Raw genomic sequence first — 22,197 nt, forward strand, 5'->3', positions numbered from 1 at the left:
CAACATCACGCAGGAGAGACACCATGCAACCACGCTTTCGCCGTTCCACCGTCGCACTTGGGCTATCCCTGTGTCTGGCCGCCGCCGCCGCCCAGGCGCAGGATTTACGCATCTCCATGTACGCTGACATCACCGGGCTGGATCCGCACGATACGTCGGATACGCTGAGCTACTCCGTCCAGAGCGGCATCTTCGAGCGTCTGTTCCAGTTCGACAGCGCGATGAAACTGGTGCCCAGACTCGCCACCGGCTACACCAGCAACGATAACGCCACCGAATTCACCATTACGCTGCGCGACGGCGTGACCTTCCAGGACGGCACGCCGTTCAACGCCGACGCCGTCAAAGCCAACCTGGATCGCCTGAGCGACCAAAGCAAAGGTCTGAAGCGCAACAGCCTGTTCAAGATGATCAAAAGCGTGACGGTGCTCTCTCCTTCACAAGTCAAAATCGAGCTGAACCAATCCTTCGGCGCGTTTATCAACACGCTGGCGCACCCGTCAGCGGTGATGCACAGCCCGGCGGCGCTGAAACAGTATCCTGACGAAGCTCAGCTGCGCGTACATCCGGTCGGCACCGGTCCGTTCAAGTTCACCGAATGGCAGCAGGGGAAAGACGTCAAACTGGTGAAAAACGATCGCTACTGGCAGCAGGGCTGGCCGAAAGTCGACAGCGTGACCTTCTATCCCGCGCCGGAAGACTCTACCCGCGTGGCCTCGCTGAAAGCGGGCCAGACCGACGTGGCCTATCCGCTGCCGTCCGATCTGGTGAACACCGTGAAAAGCGACAGCAAACTGGCTATTCAGAGCGACGCCGGGATCTACCTGTACTGGATCGCGATGAATAACCAGAGCGCCGCGCTGAAAGACGTCCGCGTACGTCAGGCACTCAACTACGCCATCAACCGCGATATCTGGCTGAAAGTCGGCTTCGCCGGTTTGGGCACGACCGCCCAGTCGCCGATGGCGCCGAATGTGCAGTTCTTCCAACCGCAAACCGAACCCAACTACGGCTACAACCCGGCTAAGGCCAAGGCGCTGCTGAAAGAAGCGGGCTACGGCAATGGGTTGACGCTGAAATTGTGGACCACCAACCGCACCGACTACATCCGCAGCGCGCAGTTCTTCAAGCAGCAGCTGGAGCAGGTCGGCATCAAAGTCACGGTAACGCCGATGGATTCCGGGATGCGCGACCAGAAGCTGTGGGGCGTGACCGATCCGAAGAAAGCCGAATTTGATCTGTTCTACAACGGCTGGTCTCCGTCAACCGGCGATGCCGACTGGGCGCTGCGTCCGCTGTACGCCACTGAATCCTGGGTGCCGACGTCCTACAACGTCTCTTACTACAGCAGCCCGGCCACGGATAAAGCCATCGCCGACGGTCTGGCGACCGCCGATGCAGGCAAACGCGCCGCCGCTTACGCCGAAGCGCAGAAGCTGATCTGGAAAGATGCGCCTGTCGTCTTCCTGGGGGCGCCGGACAATCTGGTCGGTAAAGCCAAAAATCTGTCTGGCGTTTACATGCTGGCCGATGGTTCGCTGATCTTCGATCAGGCTCAGTTCAAGTAATCACTCAGGGGAGCGCCATGTTTGCCTATTTAATTCGACGTTTGCTGGAAATGATCCCGGTACTGCTGGTGGTCTCCCTGTTGGTATTCGGTTTTATCAAGCTGCTGCCGGGCGATCCGGCACGGCTCTATGCCGGTCCCGACGCCACGCTGGAAACGGTGGAAGCCGCCCGCCAGCACTTGGGGCTTAACGATCCGCTGCCGCAGCAGTATCTCAACTGGCTCGGCGGTCTGATACACGGCGATCTGGGCGTGACCTATCGCACCCAGCAGCCGGTGCTGAGCGTCATTCAGAAGAGCTTCATGCCGACGCTGTATCTGGCGCTGGCCGGATTCGCCTGGTCGGTGGTGCTCGGTCTGCTGATTGGCGTGCTGTCTGCGCTAAAGCGCGGCCGCTGGCAGGACTGGTCATTGATGAGTTTAGCCGTGGGGGGCATTTCGATGCCGCCCTTCTGGCTAGGTCTGTTGCTCATCCAGTTTGTCGCCATGCCGTTCGGCGTCTTTTCCGTCGGCGGCTTTAACCAGCCGTCCGACCTGATTCTTCCGGCGCTGACGCTCGGCGCGTCGGTGGCGGCGGTGATGGCCCGCTTTACCCGCTCGGCCTTTATGGAGGTCATGCAGGAAGATTTCGTGCGCACCGCCAAAGCCAAAGGGCTGCGCAGCCGACTGATCGTCTGGAAACACGTCATGCGCAATGCGCTGATCCCGGTCATCACCATGCTCGGGCTACAGTTTGGTTTCCTGCTCGGCGGCTCCATCGTGGTGGAAAGCGTATTCAGCTGGCCCGGCCTTGGCTGGCTGCTGATCGAATCCATCAAAACGCAGGACCAGCCGGTGATTCAGGCGCTGGTCATGCTGTTCGTGTTTGAATTCATTTTGATTAACCTGCTGGTCGACCTGCTGTATGCGGTGGTCAACCCAGCGATCCGCCTGCGTTAGGAGCGACGACCATGACACTGCCTACTGAACCTGCCGTAGCCGCCTCCCCGCTCGACGCGACGACCATTCGTTCGCCGTGGCGCGATTTCTGGCAAGCCCTGCGGCGCAATCCGATGGCGACGATATCGGGCGGATTCATCCTGTCTCTGATTCTGGTGGCGGTGTTCGCGCCCTGGCTGGCGCCGTACAACCCGCTGGAGTCGGACTGGATGGCGCTGTCCTCTCCGCCGTCCGCCAGCCATTGGATGGGCACTGACGATCTGGGCCGCGATGTGATGAGCCGCATTATCTACGGCGCGCGCATCTCGCTCTATATCGGTATTTTCTCCGTCACGCTGGGCATGCTGGCGGGGATCGCGCTGGGTCTGCTGGCGGGCTATTACGGCCGCTGGGTCGACATGCTGATCATGCGCGGTTCGGACGTCTTGTTCGCCTTTCCGGGGATGCTGCTGGCGATTGCGGTCGTCGCCATCCTCGGGCCGGGGCTGAACAACGTCATTATCGCCGTGGCCGTGTTCAGCGTGCCGGTCTTTGCCCGTATCGTGCGCGCCTCGACGCTGTCGTTGAAACAGGCGGCCTACGTCGAAGCGGTGCGCTGCGCCGGTGCGCCGGACCGTATCATCTTGATACGTCACATTTTGCCCGGCACGCTGTCTAACGTGATCGTCTATTTCACCATGCGAATCGGCACCAGCATTCTGACCGCCGCCAGCCTGAGCTTCATCGGTCTGGGGCCGGAGCCGGATGTCCCCGAGTGGGGCAACGTGCTAGCCATGAGCCGCAGCATGATGATGGCGGGACAGTGGCACGTCAGCGTGTTCCCCGGTCTGGCGATCTTCTTCTCGGTGCTGGCGTTCAACCTGCTGGGCGATGCGCTACGCGACACGCTTGACCCCAAACTCAACGGGTGAGGAGGCGAACATGAGCGCTTATCAACAGGCGCGGCTGAACGCGCTGCTACAGCGCTGGCGGGATGAACGCCAGTTGGGCACCCCGCGGTTCGTGAGCGGTCCGCACAATGCGCTCAGCGATGTTCCCGGCGTTCGCGTCGGCCATAGCACGCTGGCGCAGGGCGAGATCCAAACCGGCGTCACCGCCATCGTGCCGCCGGGCGGCAACCTGTTCACCCATCCCCTGCCCTGCGGCGCGGCGGTGCTCAACGGCTTCGCCAAACCCGTCGGACTGGTGCAGATAGAAGAATTGGGACAGCTGCAAACCCCGATCCTGCTGAGCAACACGCTGGCCGTCGGGACGCTGTTTACCACGCTGGTGCGCGACGCCATCCGCCACAACCCCGAGCTCGGCCGTTCGCTGCCGACCGTCAATCCGCTGGCGCTGGAGTGCAACGACGGCTGGCTGAACGATATTCAGGCGCTGGCCGTGACCGAGGCGATGGCGCAGTCGGCGCTGGACGATGCGGAGACGGCCTTCGCGCGCGGCAGCGTCGGGGCCGGACGCGGGATGAGCTGTTTTGGCCTCAAAGGCGGCATCGGCACGGCGTCGCGGCACATCAACGATCTGGAGGCGACGCTTGGCGTACTGGTGCTCGCGAATTTCGGCACCCTCGCCTCGCTGACGCTGGACGGCGTGCCGATGGGACAGGCTATCGCCCCGCTCCTGCCGGAACTGGCGCCACAGCGCGACGCGGGATCTATCATCATTATTATGGCGACGAACGCGCCGCTGGACGCTCGCCAACTGAGCCGCATCGCCAAACGCGCGGGCGCGGGTCTGGGACGGCTGGGGAGCTATTGGGGCCACGGCTCCGGCGATATCGCCGTCGCGTTTTCCACCTGCGCGACGCCGGAGCCGCCCGACGACGAACGGCTGGAGCCGCTGCTCAGCGCGGCGGCGGACGCCACGGAACATGCGGTGCTGGACGCGCTGTTACAGGCGGAACCCGTCACCGGCTTCCGCGACCACTTCCGCCCGGCGCTGCCGCAGGTGCTGGACAAGCTGGCGCAACACGTTTTTGATTGAGGAAATTATCATGAGAGTCTTTATTTCAGCGGATATCGAGGGCGTTGCCGGCGTGATGCGCCCGGAACAGTGCAGCCCCGGCCACCCGGAATACGCGCTGGCGCGCGCGCTGATGGAGCAGGAAGTGAATGCCGCCATCGAAGGCGCTTTCGCTGGCGGTGCCAGCGAAGTGGTGGTCGCCGACAGCCATGCGTCCATGACCAACCTGCGGGCGGACAATATCGACCCGCGCGCCCGTCTGGTGCAGGGCAAACCGCGCGGACTGTCGATGGTGGAAGGTTTGCAGGAAGGGCCGTTCGACGGGCTGATGTTCATCGGCTATCACACCGCCGCCGGTGAGTTCGGCGTATTGGCGCACACCATCAACAGCCGCGCGTTCTACCGCGTCAAAATCAACGGCGAAGTGATGGGAGAAAGCGATATTTACGCCGCCGCGGGCGCCGAGCTGGATACGCCGTTGTGGCTGGTCAGCGGCGACGACGTCTTACAGCAGTGGATTAAACGCTACTATCCGGCGACCGGCTACGCCTGCGTGAAACGCGCTATTTCCCAGACGGCGGCCGAATCCCTGAGTCCGGAAGAAGCCCGCAACGCCATTCGTCAGGCGGCGACCCACGCCGTCCAGCAGGCGCACCAGGAGCAAACAACGCGCCTGCAACCACCCTATCATCTGGAGATTATGGTGGCGAAACCGGTGATGGCCGACCTGTTCTGTCTGATCCCCAACGTCGAGCGGGTGGATGCCATCACCGTCAGCTACAGCGCGCCTAAAATGGCGGAGATCATTAATCTGCTGTGCGCCTTCTCCTATCTGGCCTCGACCCAGAACTAAATTCAACTCTCGGTCTGACGGCATCGTCAGGCCGACACGCAGACCGAGGGCGCGGACGCACGCGACGCGCTCTCGCTCCCGACGAGGAACATCATGAAACCGGTGATTGTTATTCACGGCGGCGCAGGCGCTATCGCCCGTGCCGCGATGAACAGTGAGAAAGAACAGCGTTACCGCGCCGCGCTGCAGGAGATCGTCCGCAGCGGACAGGAGGTGCTGACCCACCATGGCAGCGCGCTGGATGCGGTGACCGAAGCCGTACGGCGGCTGGAAGAGTGCCCGCTGTTTAACGCTGGCAAAGGCTCGGTCTTTACCCACGAAGGCACGCACGAGCTCGACGCCAGCATCATGGACGGGCGGACGCTGGACGCGGGCGCCGTGGCGGGCGTCAGCCACATCCGCAACCCGGTACTGGCCGCCCGCAAGGTGCTGGAACACAGTCCGCACGTCATGTTTACCGCCGAAGGTGCGGAAAGCTTCGCCCTCAAGCACGGTTTGGAGATGGTCGAGTCAGACTTCTTCTTCACCGACGACCGCTACGAGCAGTTGCTACAGGCGCAAGCTGACGGCGACAGGATCGTGTTGGATCATAGCGGCGATGGCGACGTCTCCGGCGGCGATCCGATCGATCCGCATCATAAATACGGCACCGTCGGGGCCGTGGCGCTGGATGCCGCGGGCAATCTGGCGGCCGCGACATCCACCGGCGGTATGACCAACAAACAGGTCGGTCGCGTGGGTGACTCCCCCATCATCGGCGCGGGCTGCTACGCCAACAACCAAACCGTCGCCGTGTCCTGCACCGGCACCGGCGAAGTGTTTATGCGGACGGTGGCCGCCTATGACGTTTCTGCGCTGATGGAGTACGCCGGACTGCCGCTGGCGCAGGCAACCGAACGGGTCGTGATGGACAAAGTGGCTAGGCTCGGCGGCAGCGGCGGCCTGATCGCCGTCGACCACGCGGGCAATATCGCCTTGACCTTCAACAGCGAAGGGATGTACCGCGGCTATGGCTACGTTGGCGCGGAACCGGCCGTCGAGATCTATCGGTGAATGTGAATGCTCGCCCCGAGGGGGCGAGCGCGTTCATCCGTCAGGCAGCCGATGGCGTCCGTCTTCCGCCCAACAGCCGAAAATCGGCGGGCCATTTAGCGCGTCCGTGCGGTTCCTCTTTCCCACGATGACTTCCCCACTGTGACGTAGCACCGCGACTCAGTTTCACCATTTTGGTGCAAACCGGTCTGGCGGCGAGGGACACCGCACCATCATGGAGAAAACCAGCCGCGTCTCCTGCTCGTCCCGGTCTTTTCCCCCTTCCCTGCATCGCGGGCCTGTGCCTTCTTCTCTCCTAAGTCATAACAACATGGCGTAAATGTTGCATTTGCAACAATCAGTTTGATGCGTTTCGCCTCCGGCGGTTCGATTTCCATCCGCCACACTGTTGGCAAAATGACTTAAGGTTCAGGCTATGCGACTACGCCATATCGAAGTTTTTCAGGCCATTCTTCAGGCTGGCACCATTAGCGGCGCGGCGCGCTTACTGAACGTCTCCCAACCGAACGTCAGCCGGGTGCTGAACCACGCCGAGCAACAGCTTGGCTTTGCCCTGTTCGAACGCCGCACGCAAGGCATGGTCGTCACGGACGAAGGCCACCGACTGATCCCGCAAGTGCAGGCGCTGCATGAGCAGCTCCAGTCCATCAATGCCCTGACGGAACAAATTCGCAAAGGACAAAGCCAGACGGTGCGTCTGGGCGCGGCGCATGCGTTCGGCCAGATGATTGTCGCGCCAGCGATGGTGGCGTTTCACCAGCAGTCGTCGCGGGTGAACGTGGAGTTGGTGACCGAACACTTCAGCACGTTGTGTCAGGAGATCCAGCAAAATCAGCTGGATCTGGCGTTGGTCTTCGGCCAGCAGGTGCCGTCCGACCTGGTCGCCGAACCGCTGTGCCAGTCCACGATGGTCGCGTTACTGCCGAAAGATAACCCGCATCAAGGCCCCGTCTCGCTGGAGTGGCTGTGTCAGAACAACTTATTGATGATGCAGCAGCAAGACCCGTTGGGCCGGGTGGTTCATCGCGCCCTCAACGACCGTGGCCTGCAACCCGCCGCCTCCCTGTTTATCAAAACCTATTCCGTCATCGCCGATATGGTGCTGGCCGGCGGCGGCACCGGGATTGTGGATTTGTTCACCGCGCGCCGTTATACCGACCAGCTGAAAATCGTCCCGATCATTCAGCCATTGCCGTTCGAGGTGATGATGATCAGCCGTCGCGACACGCCGCAGTCGCGCGAAGCGATCCAGCTGAAACAGGTGCTGAAACACCAATGTGCCGAGCTGGCCAATCAGTGCGCCTCTTTCCTGCTCGCCGCCTAATGCTCTCAACGTCAGCGTCGCCCCAAGGCGGCGTTGCCAACCGTTCAGCCCCCACGTCCCTTCTTTCATTTATCGGGCAGTGCTCGCGCATACCGGCAAAAGGCTGACTACACGTTCCTGCTAAACCGATCGTGCCCCGGCGCGCCGGACCGCTTTTGCTATCATGACGTATCCCGCAACGTTATAATCCTTCCATCATTTTCTGACAGGTACGCACCGATGATCCGTAGCATGACCGCTTACGCACGACGAGAAATCAAAGGCGAGTGGGGAAGCGCAGCCTGGGAGCTGCGTTCCGTTAACCAACGTTATCTGGAAACTTACATCCGTTTACCGGAGCAGTTCCGCAGTCTGGAGCCCGTGGTTCGCGAACGTATTCGCAACCGGCTGACGCGCGGCAAAATCGAATGCAACCTGCGTTTTGAACTGGATCCCCGCGCGCAAGGTTCGTTGATTATGAACGAACGACTGGCGAAACAGCTGGTTGAAGCCGCAAAGTGGGTCAAGATGCAGAGCGACGAAGGGGAAATCAACCCGGTCGATGTCCTGCGCTGGCCGGGCGTAATGGCGGCGGAAGAGCAGGACCTGGACGCCATCAGCGCCGAACTGATGCAGGCGCTGAACGCCGCGCTGGATGACTTCATCGCCGCGCGTGAAAGCGAGGGCAACGCGCTGAAAGCGCTGATCGAACAGCGTCTGGCGGGCGTTAGCGCCGAAGTCGCCAAAGTTCGCGCCCATATGCCGAACATCCTGCAATGGCAGCGTGAAAAGCTGGTCAGCAAACTGGAAGACGCGCAGGTGCAGCTGGAGAACAACCGGCTGGAACAGGAACTGGTGCTGATGGCGCAACGCGTCGACGTCGCCGAAGAGCTGGACCGTTTAGAAGCGCACGTAAAGGAAACCTACAAAATCCTCAACAAGCAGGAAGCCGTCGGCCGCCGTCTGGACTTCATGATGCAAGAGTTCAACCGCGAGTCGAACACGCTGGCTCTAAATCCATCAACGCCGACATCACCGCCTCCGCCATTGAGCTGAAGGTCCTGATCGAGCAGATGCGGGAACAGATTCAGAATATCGAATAATTTCCGCCCTTTTCCACCGACTGCCACAACGCTCTGTTTTCAGGGCGTTTTTGTTGCCAACGACCTCAACTCTACCTACAACCCAAATCCACTGCCAAATAGGTACTCCCCGCGCTTTACAAACAACAGTATTCGTTTTAAGGCCAATCTCCACATCCCTTCTGTTTTTCAAGAGCGCTGCGAAAAAAATATTTATGTTCTATAAGCGCATCAAATGTGGGCCAAATCACAGGCAATAAAAAGGTATAATACTTTGATTTATAATCAATATTTTTATATTTTTGTTTAAAACAGCGTAAAGTGTACAATCAGGATGTACATTTTAGGAGAAACATTATGCGTACTTACACTTCAACTCAGGCTCGTGCCCATATTTCAGAAGTATTGGATGCCGCCACTCAGGGTGAAGCCGTTGAAATCACCCGTCGCGATGGAAGTTCTGCGGTAGTGATCAGCAAATCTGAATTCGAGGCATACCAAAACGCGAAACTGGATGCGGAGTTCGATGAGATTATGCAACGTCATGGTCACACGGTAGAGGCGCTGACAAACCGATGATATGGATTAGCGCTCAGGAAGTTATCGCTTTTCATGACCGTATATTGCAACGGCTTCCCGGCGTTGCTGGCATTCCCGATCCCGGCAGAGCCGAAGCACTGATCTATCGGGTACAGAACCGCGCACACTATGAAGATATAACCGATATTTTCGAGCTCGCAGCCACTTACTGGGTAGCTATCGCTCGGGGGCATATCTTTAATGATGGCAACAAACGCACCGCGTTTTTCGTGACCATGGCTTTTCTCCACCGTAATGGCATCAAAATCCGTGATAACGATAATGCGTTGGAAAATTTAACCGTAGAAGCCGCCACGGGAGAAAAGACCGTTATTCATTTAGCGCAGCATCTACGGGATTTGAGGGATAATTCCATTTCCACTGATTTTCCCCCCGTTGATTGATATGGACTGACCCACTCCAGCAAACGAGCCTTATCAATATCGCTAAATGGCTCGAACTTCGAATCGACCTTAGGCCATGGAATACTTAACAGCCAGAGGACGGACTAGCAGGCTATGGCATTTTGCTCAATAACATCCTTTAATTCCCCGGTATCTCAACCCGGCGCGGGTATATCTGATTTATATATCTATGTTTATCCAACCATTGTTTCGCCTTATTGATATCGCCTGATTCGATATCCACATTTTTTGTGTTTTAAGACTTCAGACGTACCTGCCTCCTACGAGACATCTTTTGCAGTACACCTGCCTTCGACAGACTTTAGAACGACGATGTTCTGATGTTTGCTGAATCGCGCATTTCCCTTCATATCTTTGAATACGATCGTATTGCAAACACCAAGAATTCAAATACAATTGTATTTAAATCACACACGGGAGCTAACACGATGGCTTGGATTTACGTATTGATAGGGGGCGTATTGGAGGTGGGGTTTACCACCTGCCTGCGCTATACCGACGGCTTTAAAAACATCCCCTGGACGCTGGCTTTTCTGGTCTGCATCATCGGGAGCATGTGCTTTCTGGAGCTGGGAACGCGGAGCATCCCCATCGGTACCGCCTATGCGGTCTGGACGGGGATCGGCGCGTTGGGAACGGTGCTGGTTGGCATGATCTGGTATCACGAACCGGCAACACTGGTCCGTGGGTTACTGATTTGTCTCCTGGTGAGTTCTGTCGCGGGCCTCAAACTGACTTCCGGTCATTAATGACTAACGACCTTAACACCCTGTATAAAAAGAGGTTTCAAGTGGGAAGAAAACCAACTATTGACCGAGAAGCCGTGCTGGATGCCGCAGAAGGCGTAGTGTCAAAACTGGGCGCAGCAGGGCTGACGATAGATGCCGTGGCGAAGGCGGCAGGTATCACCAAGGGCGGCGTCCAATCCTGCTTTGGCAACAAGGAATCCATGATTGAAGCCATGATCAAGCGCTGGGACATGTATTACCAAAAGCAATTAGCGGAACTGTCGGGTCACACCGCCTCGCCTGACGATAAGCTCAAAGCGCATGTGGTCACGACGTCTCAAGATGACGAAAGCAACGTTTCGCGCTCTGCGGTGCTGTTATCCGCGCTTTTGCAGTCTCCGGATTATCTTGGCTCGGTACGCGATTGGTACATGGAACGACAGCGTGAATTCGCGCTCGGGGAAAGCGACCATGACGATACCCGGCGCATCGCTTTTCTCGCGACGGAAGGTCTGTTTTTCCTGAAATATTTTGGATTGATGGCGTTGAGCGAAGGCGAATGGGAGCAAAACGCGGCGGCGATCCGGCGGCTTCTCGACGTCGATGAAAAATAAATCATCACACCCTACGGGAACCCTTCCCCTACCGAGGCCACTCATAAGAACCCTGTCATGTGAGCATCGGTTATGTTGAATGAAAAATTTCATGCTATCTCTCGTGCCATTATCCAGAGATATCAGCCCGGCGAGCTGCCGCCGCCGCGTCCGGAGGAAGACCTCTATAGGTTGGTCTTCGATCACGATCTGCATATCCATCTGATCGGCAGCCAACCGGGATATCTGAATATCGTCGCGACGTTTGTCGCTCCCCACGCGTGGCGAACACCGGAGGGATTTCAGGCGTTGTTGGCAGAAAATGTATTCAGTCTGCGCCATCCGGCCATCACACTGGGCTACGACAGCCCGAGCAAAAAAATGGTGCTCTACGCCCGTCAGCCATTGGAAGAATTATCAGCGGAGCTGGCGGTGAAAACCTTCCATGAATTTCTGACACGGGCTGACGCCTACTGCTGCGGAACGTCTCTTCCCACGGTCGATCAGTCTGATGAATCCCCTTCTCATCGCCACGCTGGCTTACAACGTGTTTCCAAAAAAGCATGAGGAGATAGTTCTACGTTCCATTCCTGCTGGGGACGGCATTTTTTAGAGCTTCGGAGGCAACCCATGCCAAGGTTTAATATTTTCCGCGGGTCTTCTTCCTCTTCAACGTATAGCGCGATTGTCGAGAATGAGGATACCGGTAGTCAAGTTCATGATACCCACAGCGCCAGCCAGCTGGGGTTATCAAACTATCAGCATAAAAACGTGGTGGTGAAATCCGGCACCCTGTCTGCACTGGCGGATGCCTGCTGGGCGAATCGCGTAGTCAAAAATATGCTCCCGCACGGGGCGGGAAATCAGCGGCAGGATGTCCGGGCCTCATCGGGAGAGAGCTGGGCGAGAATGCATCTGGCATACCAAAAGTATCCTCATGGCGGAATCGAAAATCAGATCAAACGGGCGCAAAAATTTCAGGGTGGCAACTGTGCGGTACATGCCGCCGTCGCCGTCGCCGCGTTGAAAGAACGCAACGTGGAGCGGCCGATATGCCGTGTACGACTCCAGCTTCCCGAAAACAATAGCCACGAGTTTGTGATGCTGGGCGACCCTCGCGATCCCACCTGGGGCGAACGCAATACGGTCGTCGTGGATGCCTGGCCAACGCACCCCAGCGCATGCACGCTGACTCAATCGGTACTACACGATATGCAACGCGACACTCACACGCCGATGACGGCGCTGATGGCAACACACAGTCATTTACTCTGGGATGCTTCTGACTCCGCCAACCGAAGTGATACCCGGCGTCTTCGGGAGGTGGTACCGCTCAGCTCAGAGACGCTACAGAAAAAACTGGCGAAAGCCGGTTTGCCGTCGCTGCATTCCGACGATTTAGTCAGACATGCATTGAATGACGACTCTTTTAACCGTTTTGATGTGCGTGTCGCGACCGATCCCTCTACGACCTACAGCGTTGATGCGAGCTACCGAGGTCAAAATTTCGACTTTTTATTGTCCGACCGATAGCAGCGCTTCGTTATGCGGTTCCCTCCGTTCACCGTGACAGGGCCGCACAACGAAGTTGCTCGATGAATGCAGTCCTACGACGCAATACACCCGATAAGTAGAACAGCCCCGTGATGGCGAGTCGATATCCGCGCTGATTTTTTCTGCGCTCGCAATGTGGCCGGAGAGTGTTCGGGATCATCGCTGACGGACAACCTTGGCCTCCCAAGTCTGGCTCTTATCGGATCAGATGGCTCGCTTAAGCAGCGACCGAAAAAGGATCCATGCGGCCTCAATACCGCATTCCTTCGCCGAACGCCCCTTCCATCATGCAAATGCGCGCCGCGAAGACGGCGCCCTGATGCAGACTTTCGGGCAACGTTTTTCCACCAAGGTGAGCCAATAGAAAGGCGGTGATGAAAGCGTCTCCGGCACCGAGCGTATCGACGGGTGCGATCGGCTCCGGCGGCTGACTGAACCATTGATCGCCGTCGAACAGTATTGCTTCCTCCGCCCCGCGCGTGGCGATAACCCACCGGCAACCCGCGTCGTGAGCCGACAGCAGAAGCTGACGGGTTTCATTAAGGGGGCGGTCCGCGCAGGAGAAAAAAGCGTAATCCAGCCAGCGGCTCTGGGACAGCGCCTGATCAACGTCGAAGTCATCCGAAAAGTCATAGGACAAACGGCCGGGTAGCGAACCGAGATCCGCCAGCAGCGGGTCGATATAGCTGTAGGCGCTGGTATGGATCAGGTCGAAGCCGCCCAGCCACGAGAGATGAGCCAGTACGAAATCCATTGAAGTGCTTTGACGGATACCGCCCGCATTAGAACCGAGGAACACGCGTTCCCCCTGCTCAAGGGTAAGACGGGCGTGGCCGCTTTCGCCGGCGACCGTCAGGCAGTGTTCGAGGCCAACGCCACGCTGTTCGAGCACACGCCGAATGTGCTCCGCCGCCCCATCATCCCCGAACACTCCTAAATAGGCGGATTGCGCCGATAACATGCGGGCATAGACGCTGAAATTTAGCGCATTGCCGCCCGGATAACCGATGCCGGTGTGGGTATATCGATCGATAACGTTATCGCCAAGTCCCAGGACTTTCATGACGCGTACCTCAGTAATCCACCTGACCCATGTATCGCCGCGTCTCAAGAGGATGCTGACGCACCTTCGCCAACGCCGCGCGGTATTCGCACATGACGCTGTAGAACAGTATCGGATTGAAATACTCCACTACGCCAGCCGGGATTACGCCCAGCCCGAGCGCTTTGGCGTCAATGACTTCCACCTTGTCGGCATAGCGGCTCAGGAAGTCCCGCACACGCTCATCCAGCGGCCGAGTGCGGCCCTCGTTCATCATCAGGATCCAGGGCGTGCTGTGATCCGTGACTTCGAAAGGCCCGTGGAAATATTCGCCGCTGTGGATGGACGCGGCGTTCAGCCACTGCATTTCCATCAGCGAGCAGATGGCGAAACCGTAGGCGTGACCGTAAGACGCGCCGCTGGACAAGATGTAAAACAGCGACTCCTTCACATAGCGGTCGGCAAACGCCGCCGTGCGGGTCTGCACCTGCTGGCGTGCGCTCGCAATCACCGCGTCGATCTGCCCCATTCCCGACTGAAAGTCAGCGTAGCCGTCAAAGCCCTCAGTTTGCTGCAATGCCTCGACGCACAGGCTGAGGATCAACGCCATTGGATTATTCACCACCTGACTGTCATTCCCCCAGGCGTACAGCAGATTGCCGTCGGAGAAATCGATCAGACGCGCAGTCTCATTATGCGTCAGCGTGACCGTCACGCTGCCGCGCTGTTGGGCCAGCTCCGCCGCCGCCACCGACTCCGGCGTATTGCCGCCGTGAGAACAGACGATGGTCAGTGACTGGTTGCCTAATGTTTTAGGGGCCGCGTAAACAAACTCGTTGGCGGTCATCATGTAGCTGTGCAGCACCGTGGACTCGCTATTCAGGAAATAGTGGGCCGGGTACATGTCGACCAACGACCCGCCGCAGGCGACCAAAAACACCTGCCGTAACCCTCCCTGCGGGCGGAAACGCTGTTCGATAAGGGAAGCTATCATCGCTGCTGTATTCATGAATTAGTCGCCATACACGTTGAAGGTGAAGTATTTTTTTGCCAATCGGTCGTAAGTGCCATCCTGCCGGATCTGAGTGATAGCGCCGTTAAGCTGTTCCAGCAGTTGGGCATCCTGCTTCCTGACGCCAATACCGGTGCCGGGGCCAAACACGGCATCGTCTTTCACCTGCGGCTCTATCAGGTTGAACCCCTTGCCCTCCGGCTTATTCAGCAACGCCTCGGTCACCACCGTGGCATCATCCAGCGTCGCGTCCAGACGACCGACGACCAGATCGGCATAGACCGCTTCAGCGCTGGGGTAAGACACCAGCTCAACGCCCTGAGATCGCCAGTATTTCTGCGCGTAAATTTCAAATACCGATCCCTGCTGCACGCCAACGCGCTTGCCGCGCAGCGACTCGGCGGTCGGCTTCAAACCGCTGTCCTTCGCAGCGACCAGATAAGCCGGCGTGTTAAACAATTTGTGGGAAAAGTTGATGGCTTTCTGCCGTTCTCGGGTGATAGAGAGCGAAGAGAGGATCGCGTCGAATTTACGGGCATGCAGCGCGGGAATCAAACCGTCGAAACTGCTTTCCACCCAGACGCATTGCGCCTTCAGACGCGCGCAGATCTCATTGCCTAAATCAATATCGAACCCCTGCAACTGCCCATTCGCAGCCTTAAACTCAAACGGAGGAAAGGTGGCGTCGGTGCCAAAACGGAGGGACTGCTGTGCGGAAGCCAGCCCGGAGAAGGCCGTCATCACCAGACTCAGGGATAACAGGGCAAGCGTTTTTTTCATCATTCACTCCCTATAAATATACCGTAAACTATACCACCAGAGATATACGCTTATCATTCACGCCGGGCAACGAATTTATCCATATTATTCAATTATAATAGGGTATTAGGGTGTTGTGGTCTGATTAGCTCAGGGGGATAATAGGGCTGTAAAGCGCAATAACGGGTGATAAAACAAGCGATAGCGCTTGCGGTAATCGCTCTTTCTTCAGCATGGAACAGACCAGAAAACATACCATGGATAAAACGAACACTGGCAAACGCCGTCCACGCAAAGCGTATCTGGAAGCCAAGCAGGCTCTGCTGAGCTTGTTGAATACCCCCGAGTACAACGATGGCGATCAGATCCCGGCGGAACGGGATCTCGCCGTCGTGCTCGGCATCAGCCGAATGACGCTGCGTAAAATTATCGATGAACTGGTCGACGCCGGGTTACTGGAAAGACGCGGCAATCAGGGCACCTGGCTGACCCAGACCACGATTGAGCGGCCGCTGACGCAGGCCATTGAACAGGGCATCAGCAAGATCACCGAGCTGAATGGCGCGGTGCCCGGCAGCCAGTTACTCTATTTTCAGGACACGGCCGCCAGCGCCCGTATCGCGCCCCTGCTGAACATTGAAATAGGCGATCCGGTGGTGATGATCAAACGACTGCGGCTGGCGGACGGCGATCCGTTTTGCTTAGAAACCAGCTACCTACCGCGCGCGCTGATGCCGGATCTAACGGCTGAAATGCTGGAGGAGAGCGGTTCGCTGTATCGGCTACTGGCAGAACGCTACCGCCTCTTCGGCGTTTCCGACGAGGGCACCATTCGGGTCGGGATAATGAATGAGGAAGAGCAGGCGTTGCTGAATGCGCCGCCGGACAGCCCCGCGCTCATCTATCGCGGCGTGATTGCCGACCGTTTTCAACAGCCCGTCGAATATCTGGTATCGGTCAACCATCCGCAGCGGGTGTCGTTTCGCATCAGCCACCACCCTAACGCCGAGCGATAAGACGGCGGTGTCTTCGGGATATCGGCCCGAGCGCGCGCGGTTTTTGGTCAGGCGTCACAGAGAAAAACACCGCCTCTCAGCCGCGTCACACGCCATGAAAGTCGCCGCGTAAAGGGCTATGCTCTTGGCAGGACATTACAAACGGAGTCAGCAATGATACGCCATATCTTACTTATCACTTTCAAAGCGGATGCCGCGGAAGCCGACATCGAGCGGGTGAAATCGGCTTTTTTGCAGATGCCAACCGCCATCGAAGGCGTCGTCAGCGTCGAGTGGGGATGTAACGATAGTCCGGAAGGTAAAAATGAGGGATTCACGCACTGCGTGATGATGACGTTTAAAGATGAAGCGGCGCGCCAGCGCTATTTACCTCATCCCAAACACGATGAATTGAAAGCGATTTTCCGGCCAATTCTGGGCAATCTCATCGTGCTCGACTACCCGATATTAACGCCACATAAAGCCCCACAGCCGGTAACGGCTCCGCGATAAATCCCACGCGCGTTTGCGGCCACTGAACCACGGCCGCAATGCCATCGCCGACCACCCCCGACGGCCGGTTATCCTCAAACGACCGCTCAGGACAACGCGTCCAAGGCCCGGTGACGCTAGACCAGCATCACCTCGACGCCTTTGTCTTTCAGCTGTTGGATCACCTGCGGGTTGGCGTCACGGCCGGTGATCAGCACGTCAATATGTTCGGCGTTGCAGAACAGCATTCCGGCGCGCTGGCCGAGTTTGCTGCTGTCCGTCAACACCGCCAGCTTGCCGACATGATCCAGCATTTTCTGTTCCGCCATCGCCGTCAGCATATCCATTTTGTACAGCCCCTCAGCCGTGAGGCCTTTGCCGCTGGTAAACATCCAGTGCCCGGCATACAGGGACGAAATCTCATCCTGCGGCGCCAGAGTGATGGACTGGCTCTTGTTGTACTGCCCGCCAATAATCACCACGCCGTCATGCTCTTGCTCAATCAGATAGTTGGCCAACGGAAAGTAGTTAGTGATGACCTGAACATCTCGCCCGCAGATTTCCTTCCCCAATAAAAAGGCCGTCGAGCCGCAGTTGATCACCGCGCTCTCACCCGGCTGCACTAGCCGAGCCGCCGCCTGAGCGATGCGCACTTTTTCATCGTGAGTCGAGGTGCTTTGGCTGTCCAGCGGTGACCAGAGTCGTTTGGTCGGCATCAGCGCCTCTGCGCCGTTGCGGACTTTTCGCACCTGTCCGGCTTCGTTTAGCTTATTGATATCGCGACGCGCGGTCGCCGGAGAAATCGAGAACGCCTGCGTCAGGCTGGCCACGGTCAGATGGCGTTTCTCATTCAGCAAGGTCAGAATAGCGCTGTGTCGTTGTGTTTCTGTCATGTCTTGCCTGATTTATGATTATTTATGATGTCTTATGATTGTATAACGCTGTTTCCAAAAATCAAAGCACCGGGCGGGAAAGCCTCCCCGCCCGTTTGTGCATCGTCAACCTAACGCCAGTCCAGCTTCCTGCGCCATCGTCACCAAACGCGATCTGGCTTGCCGCAGGTGGTCAGCCCAATGCGCATCCTGCGCCCACATTTCAACGACCAGCGGCGCCGAATAGTTCATCCCGGCCAGCGTGCGAAAAATGGCGGGGAAGTCCACCTGCCCTTCGCCGATACACAAGTCGCGGAACTGTCCCGAATGATCGGCGCTGACACGGAGCGTATCTTTCAGATGGATTTGGACGATGTGTTCGCCGCTCATCTGCAACTCGGTACAGACATCGTAATTCCAGCCGGTGATATTGCCGACGTCGGGATAGGCCATAAAATAAGGCGAAGGCACCGCCTTCTTGAGCACTTCAAACTTGCACAGCGAATTCAGGTAGGGCGTATCCATGATCTCCACGCCCAGCATGATCCCCGCCCGCTCAGCCAAACGCGCGCTTTCGCGCATACCGTCGACGAACCGCTGATGCGTCGCGTCGCTGTGCGGCTCGTAATACACGTCATAGCCCGCTAGCTGAATGCAACGTACGCCCAGTTTGTAAGCCAGTTCGATGGCTTTACGCATGATGACGCCCGCCTGAGCGCGCACCGACGCATCAGCCGATCCAAACGGGAAACGACGGTGCGCGCTCAGGCACAAGGAGTGCACGGGCATGCCATATTGCTCGCACAAACGGCGCAGCCGAAAGATCTCGTCATCCCGCCAGTCCAGGCGTTGCAGGCGTTCATCCGACTCATCGACGGACATCTCAATGAAGTCGAACCCCAGCGTTTTGGCGGCCTGAATCTTATGCTCCCAATCCAACCGCGCCGGCATGGCCTTTTCATATACGCCCAGCCGCAACGCGCTATTCAGGTTATCCATCGCGCACCTCGTGAACAGAGAACGTTACAGGAACGAGCGGAACGGCAGCTCGGGTTCATCGACGAAAATGTCGTCAAACCCGCGCGGGTGCTGGTAATGCATCTTCGCCTTGTCCGTCGGGAAGGTGTACTTGCCGCCTACCTGCCAGAAGAACGGCTGGAAGCCGTAGTTGAGGCGATCTTTTTTCCTGTGCCACAGCAGCTCGATTTCGCCGGGATCGCTCTGGAAATTCGCCCAAATGTCGTGATGAAAGGGGATCACTACCTGCGTGTTCAGCGACTCCGCGGCACGCAGAATGTCTGAAGAGGTCATTTTGTCGGTCACGCCGCGAGGGTTTTCGCCGTAGGAGAGAAGCGCCACGTCAATCGTGTTGTCGTTGCCGTGTCGGGCAAAGTAGTTGGAGTAGTGCGAATCGCCGGAGTGGTACATATTGCCGCCGCTGGTCTTCACCAGATAGTTCACCGCACGTCGATCCATACCGTCCAAAATGCTTTTATCGCGGGAAGATACGCCCTCCGGCAGCGTCACCAGCGCGGTCCTGTCAAACGCGTCCAGCACTTTGATGGTGATATCGCCGATCGCGATCTCCTGCCCGACCTGCGCCACAATGCAGCGTTCGGCCGGTACGCCCCATCCCGTCCAAAGCTCGACACACGCCTCGGGACCAATGAACTTCACGTGATCGCCCGCATTTTGCAGCACCGCCGCCGCCACGTTGATATCGATGTGGTCAGCGTGATCGTGCGTCGCCAGCACGGCGTCTATCTTCTTGATGCCGAACGGATCCAGTACAAACGGCGACGTGCGCAGGTTGGGTTGCAGCTTGCGTACGCCGCCCATGCGCATCATCTGATGCTGCTTTTTCATGTAGGGATTGGCGTGAGTTTTCTTGCCGGTGCCGCACCAGAAGTCGATAGCGATCTGCGTATTACCCGCCGACTTTAACCAGATGCCGGTACAGCCCAGCCACCACATGGCGAACGTCCCTGCGGCGACCTCCTCCTGCTCGATTTCCTCGTTGAGCCAGGTCCCCCATTCGGGGAACGTATTCAATATCCATGACTCCCGGGTAATGTCTGTTACTTTGCTCATCGTTTTATCCTTCTTCATGATTACAACCGCCGCCGACCGGTTTCCACGGGTCGCAGATCGTGTCACCTCCCGCTTCGCGTTTTCCTTTCCCGAGGCGCTCATCACAAATGAGTGATTTCTGGTGATTGAAAATGACTATATCAATCACAAATATGATTATCAATGATTAGTTATTGCGCTTCGTGATTCGCTTTTATTGGGATTTAAGTACCAGAAAGATAAGTACAAAAGAACCTTTGGCTCACCCAAATAACACATAACTTATTATTTATATTATGTTTTTATTACCACCCCGGAAAACAAATCAACCAACGTGATAATCATAATTGAAAGCTTGATCTTCACTACCGCTTGTCTATGATGATAAAAAAGGTCAAAAGAAATCACCAAGTGATTTTTCGTGATTTTATTGATTCAATAAGACCCAGGGAAAGGTCAAAACGCACGTTGGCAAGAAAGAACGCAGGTAACAGGGATTGAGTTATCACCGTCGGGCATTACGCCTTCATAGACACGGAGCTGCATCATGGAAACGCTATATGACATTTTTTACATCTTCTACAGCCAGGTAATGACAAAAGCGCCGCTGCTGCTGGGATTGGTCACCTGTATCGGTTACCTCCTGCTGCGGCGGGATCTCTCCACCGTGCTCAAAGGCACGCTGAAAACCATCATCGGTTTTATGCTGGTTCAGGTCGGCGCGGATACGTTAGTGGCGGGTTTCAAACCGGTCATCGAAAAAATCGCCGAATTTCATGGTCTGTCCGGTTCCGTCATTGACCCTTACACCGCCATGATGGCGACGATGTCTGTGATGGGGGATCGCTACTCCTGGGTGGGCTACACCGTGTTGCTGGCGCTCGCGCTGAATATTCTGTTGGTGCTGCTACGCCGCTACACGGGGATTCGGACGATCATGCTGACGGGACACATCATGTTTCAGCAGGCCGGACTGATCGCGATGTTCTATCTGATGCTGGGCGCCACGATGTGGGAAACGATTTTTGCTTCCGCCGTCATCATCGCGCTGTACTGGGGGATTTTCTCCAACCTGATGTTCAAACCAACGGAAGCCGTGACGGGCGGCGCGGGTTTCTCCATCGGCCATCAACAGCAGGCAGCCTCGTGGATTGCGACCAAGATCGCCCACCGGCTGGGCGATCCGGCAGATAGCGTCGATAACCTCAAGCTCCCTCGCTGGCTGAACATCTTTCACGACAGCATCGCCGCCACCGCCATCGTCATGACCGTGTTCTTCGGCATTATCCTGCTCTCCTTCGGCCTGAAGAACCTGCAAATGATGGCCGGTTCGACCCACTGGAGCATTTATATTCTGGAAACCGGTCTGAAGTTCGCCGTGGCTATTCAGATTATCGTGGTCGGCGTCCGCATGTTCGTCGCGGAGCTGTCGGAGGCGTTCAAGGGCATCTCGGAACGGGTCATTCCCAACGCCGTGCTCGCCATCGACTGCGCGGCTATCTATGCCTATTCCCCGAACGCGATGGTCTTCGGCTTCATGTGGGGCGCCGCCGGTCAGTTCGTTGCGCTTCTGCTACTGCTCGCCTTCCAGTCACCCATCATCATCATTCCCGGCTTTGTGCCCATGTTCTTCTCCAACGCCACCATCGGCGTATTCGCTAACCATTTCGGCGGCTGGAAGGCCGTAATGAAGATGTGCTTCGTGATGGGCATCATCGAGGTGCTGGGCTCCGCCTGGGCGATAGCGCTGTTTGCTCACCACGACACCCCGCTGAACGGTTGGATGGGCATGGCCGACTGGGCGTTGCTGTTCCCGCCCATTATGCAAGGACTCGCCTGGTCGCCGCTGTTTCTGTACGCCCTCATGGTCGCCGCCGCCGTGTATATGGTTTTCGCCTCCCGACGTTTGCGCGCGGAAGAAGATACCGCGTTATCGATGGCGGCTCAGCCTGCGGCGGCGACATTGCCTGCCACCGAACCCGCGCCGGTCAATTCGGGCCGGGCCGTGCGCATTCTGACCGTCTGCGGCAATGGGCAAGGATCGTCCATGATGATGAAAATGAAAATCGCCAAATTTCTGGAGCAGCGGGGCATACCGCATGTGATGGAGTCATGCGCCGTGGCGGACTACAAATCGAAGCTGCCGATGACCGACATCATCGTCGCCTCGCGCCACCTGGCCGGAGAGATGGAGCCGGGGACGGGAAAATTCGTACTGGCCGTGCAGAACATGCTCAATCCCCATTCGTTTGGCGACGAATTGCTCAACCTGATCAGAACGCATTTTTCCCGCTAACGTCCGGCTGAAGGAACGGCCGAC

General features: G+C 57.4%; 22 protein-coding genes and 1 pseudogene. 17 read left to right on the plus strand and 6 right to left on the minus strand.

Going from position 1 to position 22,197, the window contains the following annotated elements; all coding sequences use genetic code 11:
* The first annotated feature begins 23 nt into the window (after positions 1–23).
* The 14 genes and pseudogenes from AU509_RS05835 to AU509_RS05900 all read left to right on the plus strand — a co-directional run bounded on the left by AU509_RS05835 (position 24) and on the right by AU509_RS05900 (position 12,614).
* Entirely contained in the window at positions 24–1,568 is a 1,545-nt protein-coding gene (locus AU509_RS05835) for a glutathione ABC transporter substrate-binding protein (protein WP_094117882.1), read from the plus strand.
* Between the two features lie 17 nt (positions 1,569–1,585).
* A complete protein-coding gene (locus AU509_RS05840) occupies positions 1,586–2,506 on the plus strand; it encodes an ABC transporter permease (protein WP_085650741.1) in 921 nt (306 codons plus the stop codon).
* Between the two features lie 11 nt (positions 2,507–2,517).
* Positions 2,518–3,417: an ABC transporter permease subunit gene (locus AU509_RS05845; protein WP_094117883.1), complete on the plus strand. Its 900-nt coding sequence runs from the start codon at positions 2,518–2,520 to the stop codon at positions 3,415–3,417.
* Between the two features lie 10 nt (positions 3,418–3,427).
* Complete coding sequence (locus AU509_RS05850; RefSeq protein WP_094117884.1) at positions 3,428–4,486, plus strand: DmpA family aminopeptidase; 1,059 nt, start codon at positions 3,428–3,430, stop codon at positions 4,484–4,486.
* 10 nt (positions 4,487–4,496) lie between these two features.
* Entirely contained in the window at positions 4,497–5,318 is an 822-nt protein-coding gene (locus AU509_RS05855) for a M55 family metallopeptidase (protein WP_094117885.1), read from the plus strand.
* Between the two features lie 90 nt (positions 5,319–5,408).
* The gene (locus AU509_RS05860) at positions 5,409–6,371 is read left to right on the plus strand and encodes an isoaspartyl peptidase/L-asparaginase family protein (RefSeq protein ID WP_094117886.1); all 963 of its coding nucleotides are present in this window, start codon (positions 5,409–5,411) and stop codon (positions 6,369–6,371) included.
* Between the two features lie 415 nt (positions 6,372–6,786).
* Complete coding sequence (locus tag AU509_RS05865) at positions 6,787–7,695, plus strand: LysR family transcriptional regulator (RefSeq protein WP_094117887.1); 909 nt, start codon at positions 6,787–6,789, stop codon at positions 7,693–7,695.
* Positions 7,696–7,914: 219 nt separating this feature from the next.
* Positions 7,915–8,777, plus strand: a pseudogene (locus tag AU509_RS05870) (YicC/YloC family endoribonuclease).
* 336 nt (positions 8,778–9,113) lie between these two features.
* Entirely contained in the window at positions 9,114–9,335 is a 222-nt protein-coding gene (locus AU509_RS05875) for a type II toxin-antitoxin system Phd/YefM family antitoxin (protein WP_094117888.1), read from the plus strand.
* Positions 9,332–9,739 carry a type II toxin-antitoxin system death-on-curing family toxin gene (locus tag AU509_RS05880; RefSeq protein ID WP_094117889.1) on the plus strand — a complete coding sequence of 136 codons (408 nt, stop codon included), beginning with the start codon at positions 9,332–9,334 and terminating at the stop codon, positions 9,737–9,739. Before AU509_RS05875 ends, AU509_RS05880 begins: the two co-directional genes overlap by 4 nt.
* A 449-nt stretch (positions 9,740–10,188) precedes the next feature.
* A complete protein-coding gene (locus tag AU509_RS05885; protein WP_094117890.1) occupies positions 10,189–10,509 on the plus strand; it encodes a DMT family transporter in 321 nt (106 codons plus the stop codon).
* 41 nt (positions 10,510–10,550) lie between these two features.
* Positions 10,551–11,102, plus strand: coding sequence for a TetR/AcrR family transcriptional regulator (locus AU509_RS05890; RefSeq protein ID WP_094117891.1), 552 nt, complete (start codon positions 10,551–10,553; stop codon positions 11,100–11,102).
* A gap of 72 nt (positions 11,103–11,174) precedes the next feature.
* The gene (locus AU509_RS05895; protein WP_094117892.1) at positions 11,175–11,648 is read left to right on the plus strand and encodes a CesT family type III secretion system chaperone; all 474 of its coding nucleotides are present in this window, start codon (positions 11,175–11,177) and stop codon (positions 11,646–11,648) included.
* 63 nt (positions 11,649–11,711) lie between these two features.
* On the plus strand, positions 11,712–12,614 hold the full coding sequence (locus AU509_RS05900; protein ID WP_085650730.1) for a hypothetical protein: 903 nt from the start codon (positions 11,712–11,714) through the stop codon (positions 12,612–12,614).
* Positions 12,615–12,885: 271 nt separating this feature from the next.
* Here AU509_RS05900 and AU509_RS05905 read toward each other — a convergent pair whose 3' ends face one another.
* The 3 genes from AU509_RS05905 to AU509_RS05915 are packed head-to-tail and all read right to left on the minus strand — an operon-like array spanning position 12,886 to position 15,469.
* A complete protein-coding gene (locus AU509_RS05905; protein ID WP_094117893.1) occupies positions 12,886–13,698 on the minus strand; it encodes a PfkB family carbohydrate kinase in 813 nt (270 codons plus the stop codon).
* Between the two features lie 10 nt (positions 13,699–13,708).
* Positions 13,709–14,686: an SIS domain-containing protein gene (locus AU509_RS05910; RefSeq protein ID WP_094117894.1), complete on the minus strand. Its 978-nt coding sequence runs from the start codon at positions 14,684–14,686 to the stop codon at positions 13,709–13,711.
* A gap of 3 nt (positions 14,687–14,689) precedes the next feature.
* A complete protein-coding gene (locus AU509_RS05915; protein WP_094117895.1) occupies positions 14,690–15,469 on the minus strand; it encodes an ABC transporter substrate-binding protein in 780 nt (259 codons plus the stop codon).
* A 236-nt stretch (positions 15,470–15,705) separates the two neighbouring features.
* Between AU509_RS05915 and AU509_RS05920 the strand changes: the two genes are divergently transcribed.
* Both AU509_RS05920 and AU509_RS05925 read left to right on the plus strand, forming a co-directional pair.
* Positions 15,706–16,464, plus strand: coding sequence for a GntR family transcriptional regulator (locus AU509_RS05920; protein ID WP_094117896.1), 759 nt, complete (start codon positions 15,706–15,708; stop codon positions 16,462–16,464).
* Positions 16,465–16,617: 153 nt separating this feature from the next.
* Complete coding sequence (locus AU509_RS05925) at positions 16,618–16,956, plus strand: Dabb family protein (RefSeq protein ID WP_085650725.1); 339 nt, start codon at positions 16,618–16,620, stop codon at positions 16,954–16,956.
* A gap of 116 nt (positions 16,957–17,072) precedes the next feature.
* Here the strand turns inward: AU509_RS05925 and ulaR are convergent, their stop codons facing one another.
* The 3 genes from ulaR to ulaG all read right to left on the minus strand — a co-directional run bounded on the left by ulaR (position 17,073) and on the right by ulaG (position 19,898).
* Entirely contained in the window at positions 17,073–17,828 is a 756-nt protein-coding gene (gene ulaR / locus AU509_RS05930) for an HTH-type transcriptional regulator UlaR (RefSeq protein WP_094117897.1), read from the minus strand.
* A 105-nt stretch (positions 17,829–17,933) separates the two neighbouring features.
* Positions 17,934–18,806: an L-ribulose-5-phosphate 3-epimerase gene (locus tag AU509_RS05935; RefSeq protein WP_094117898.1), complete on the minus strand. Its 873-nt coding sequence runs from the start codon at positions 18,804–18,806 to the stop codon at positions 17,934–17,936.
* Positions 18,807–18,830: 24 nt separating this feature from the next.
* Positions 18,831–19,898, minus strand: coding sequence for an L-ascorbate 6-phosphate lactonase (ulaG, locus tag AU509_RS05940; protein WP_094117899.1), 1,068 nt, complete (start codon positions 19,896–19,898; stop codon positions 18,831–18,833).
* A gap of 526 nt (positions 19,899–20,424) precedes the next feature.
* Here ulaG and AU509_RS05945 point away from each other — a divergent pair.
* Positions 20,425–22,173, plus strand: a complete 1,749-nt coding sequence (locus AU509_RS05945; RefSeq protein WP_094117900.1) for a PTS ascorbate-specific subunit IIBC — start codon at positions 20,425–20,427, stop codon at positions 22,171–22,173.
* Positions 22,174–22,197 lie beyond the last annotated feature (24 nt).

It is taken from the genome of Lonsdalea britannica, assembly GCF_002111595.1.
GTDB lineage: Bacteria > Pseudomonadota > Gammaproteobacteria > Enterobacterales > Enterobacteriaceae > Lonsdalea > Lonsdalea britannica.

What these genes read in the sequence shown, in the direction of transcription:
- AU509_RS05845 (WP_094117883.1), top strand. Translation starts at nt 2,518, where the DNA reads ATGACACTGCCTACTGAACCTGCCGTAGCCGCCTCCCCGCTCGACGCG.
- AU509_RS05920 (WP_094117896.1), top strand. Translation starts at nt 15,706, where the DNA reads ATGGATAAAACGAACACTGGCAAACGCCGTCCACGCAAAGCGTATCTG.
- ulaG (WP_094117899.1), bottom strand. Translation starts at nt 19,898, where the DNA reads ATGAGCAAAGTAACAGACATTACCCGGGAGTCATGGATATTGAATACG.
- AU509_RS05895 (WP_094117892.1), top strand. Translation starts at nt 11,175, where the DNA reads ATGTTGAATGAAAAATTTCATGCTATCTCTCGTGCCATTATCCAGAGA.
- AU509_RS05875 (WP_094117888.1), top strand. Translation starts at nt 9,114, where the DNA reads ATGCGTACTTACACTTCAACTCAGGCTCGTGCCCATATTTCAGAAGTA.
- AU509_RS05880 (WP_094117889.1), top strand. Translation starts at nt 9,332, where the DNA reads ATGATATGGATTAGCGCTCAGGAAGTTATCGCTTTTCATGACCGTATA.
- AU509_RS05855 (WP_094117885.1), top strand. Translation starts at nt 4,497, where the DNA reads ATGAGAGTCTTTATTTCAGCGGATATCGAGGGCGTTGCCGGCGTGATG.
- AU509_RS05910 (WP_094117894.1), bottom strand. Translation starts at nt 14,686, where the DNA reads ATGAATACAGCAGCGATGATAGCTTCCCTTATCGAACAGCGTTTCCGC.
- AU509_RS05935 (WP_094117898.1), bottom strand. Translation starts at nt 18,806, where the DNA reads ATGGATAACCTGAATAGCGCGTTGCGGCTGGGCGTATATGAAAAGGCC.
- AU509_RS05905 (WP_094117893.1), bottom strand. Translation starts at nt 13,698, where the DNA reads ATGAAAGTCCTGGGACTTGGCGATAACGTTATCGATCGATATACCCAC.
- AU509_RS05945 (WP_094117900.1), top strand. Translation starts at nt 20,425, where the DNA reads ATGGAAACGCTATATGACATTTTTTACATCTTCTACAGCCAGGTAATG.
- AU509_RS05865 (WP_094117887.1), top strand. Translation starts at nt 6,787, where the DNA reads ATGCGACTACGCCATATCGAAGTTTTTCAGGCCATTCTTCAGGCTGGC.
- ulaR (WP_094117897.1), bottom strand. Translation starts at nt 17,828, where the DNA reads ATGACAGAAACACAACGACACAGCGCTATTCTGACCTTGCTGAATGAG.
- AU509_RS05925 (WP_085650725.1), top strand. Translation starts at nt 16,618, where the DNA reads ATGATACGCCATATCTTACTTATCACTTTCAAAGCGGATGCCGCGGAA.
- AU509_RS05885 (WP_094117890.1), top strand. Translation starts at nt 10,189, where the DNA reads ATGGCTTGGATTTACGTATTGATAGGGGGCGTATTGGAGGTGGGGTTT.
- AU509_RS05835 (WP_094117882.1), top strand. Translation starts at nt 24, where the DNA reads ATGCAACCACGCTTTCGCCGTTCCACCGTCGCACTTGGGCTATCCCTG.
- AU509_RS05915 (WP_094117895.1), bottom strand. Translation starts at nt 15,469, where the DNA reads ATGAAAAAAACGCTTGCCCTGTTATCCCTGAGTCTGGTGATGACGGCC.
- AU509_RS05840 (WP_085650741.1), top strand. Translation starts at nt 1,586, where the DNA reads ATGTTTGCCTATTTAATTCGACGTTTGCTGGAAATGATCCCGGTACTG.
- AU509_RS05900 (WP_085650730.1), top strand. Translation starts at nt 11,712, where the DNA reads ATGCCAAGGTTTAATATTTTCCGCGGGTCTTCTTCCTCTTCAACGTAT.
- AU509_RS05850 (WP_094117884.1), top strand. Translation starts at nt 3,428, where the DNA reads ATGAGCGCTTATCAACAGGCGCGGCTGAACGCGCTGCTACAGCGCTGG.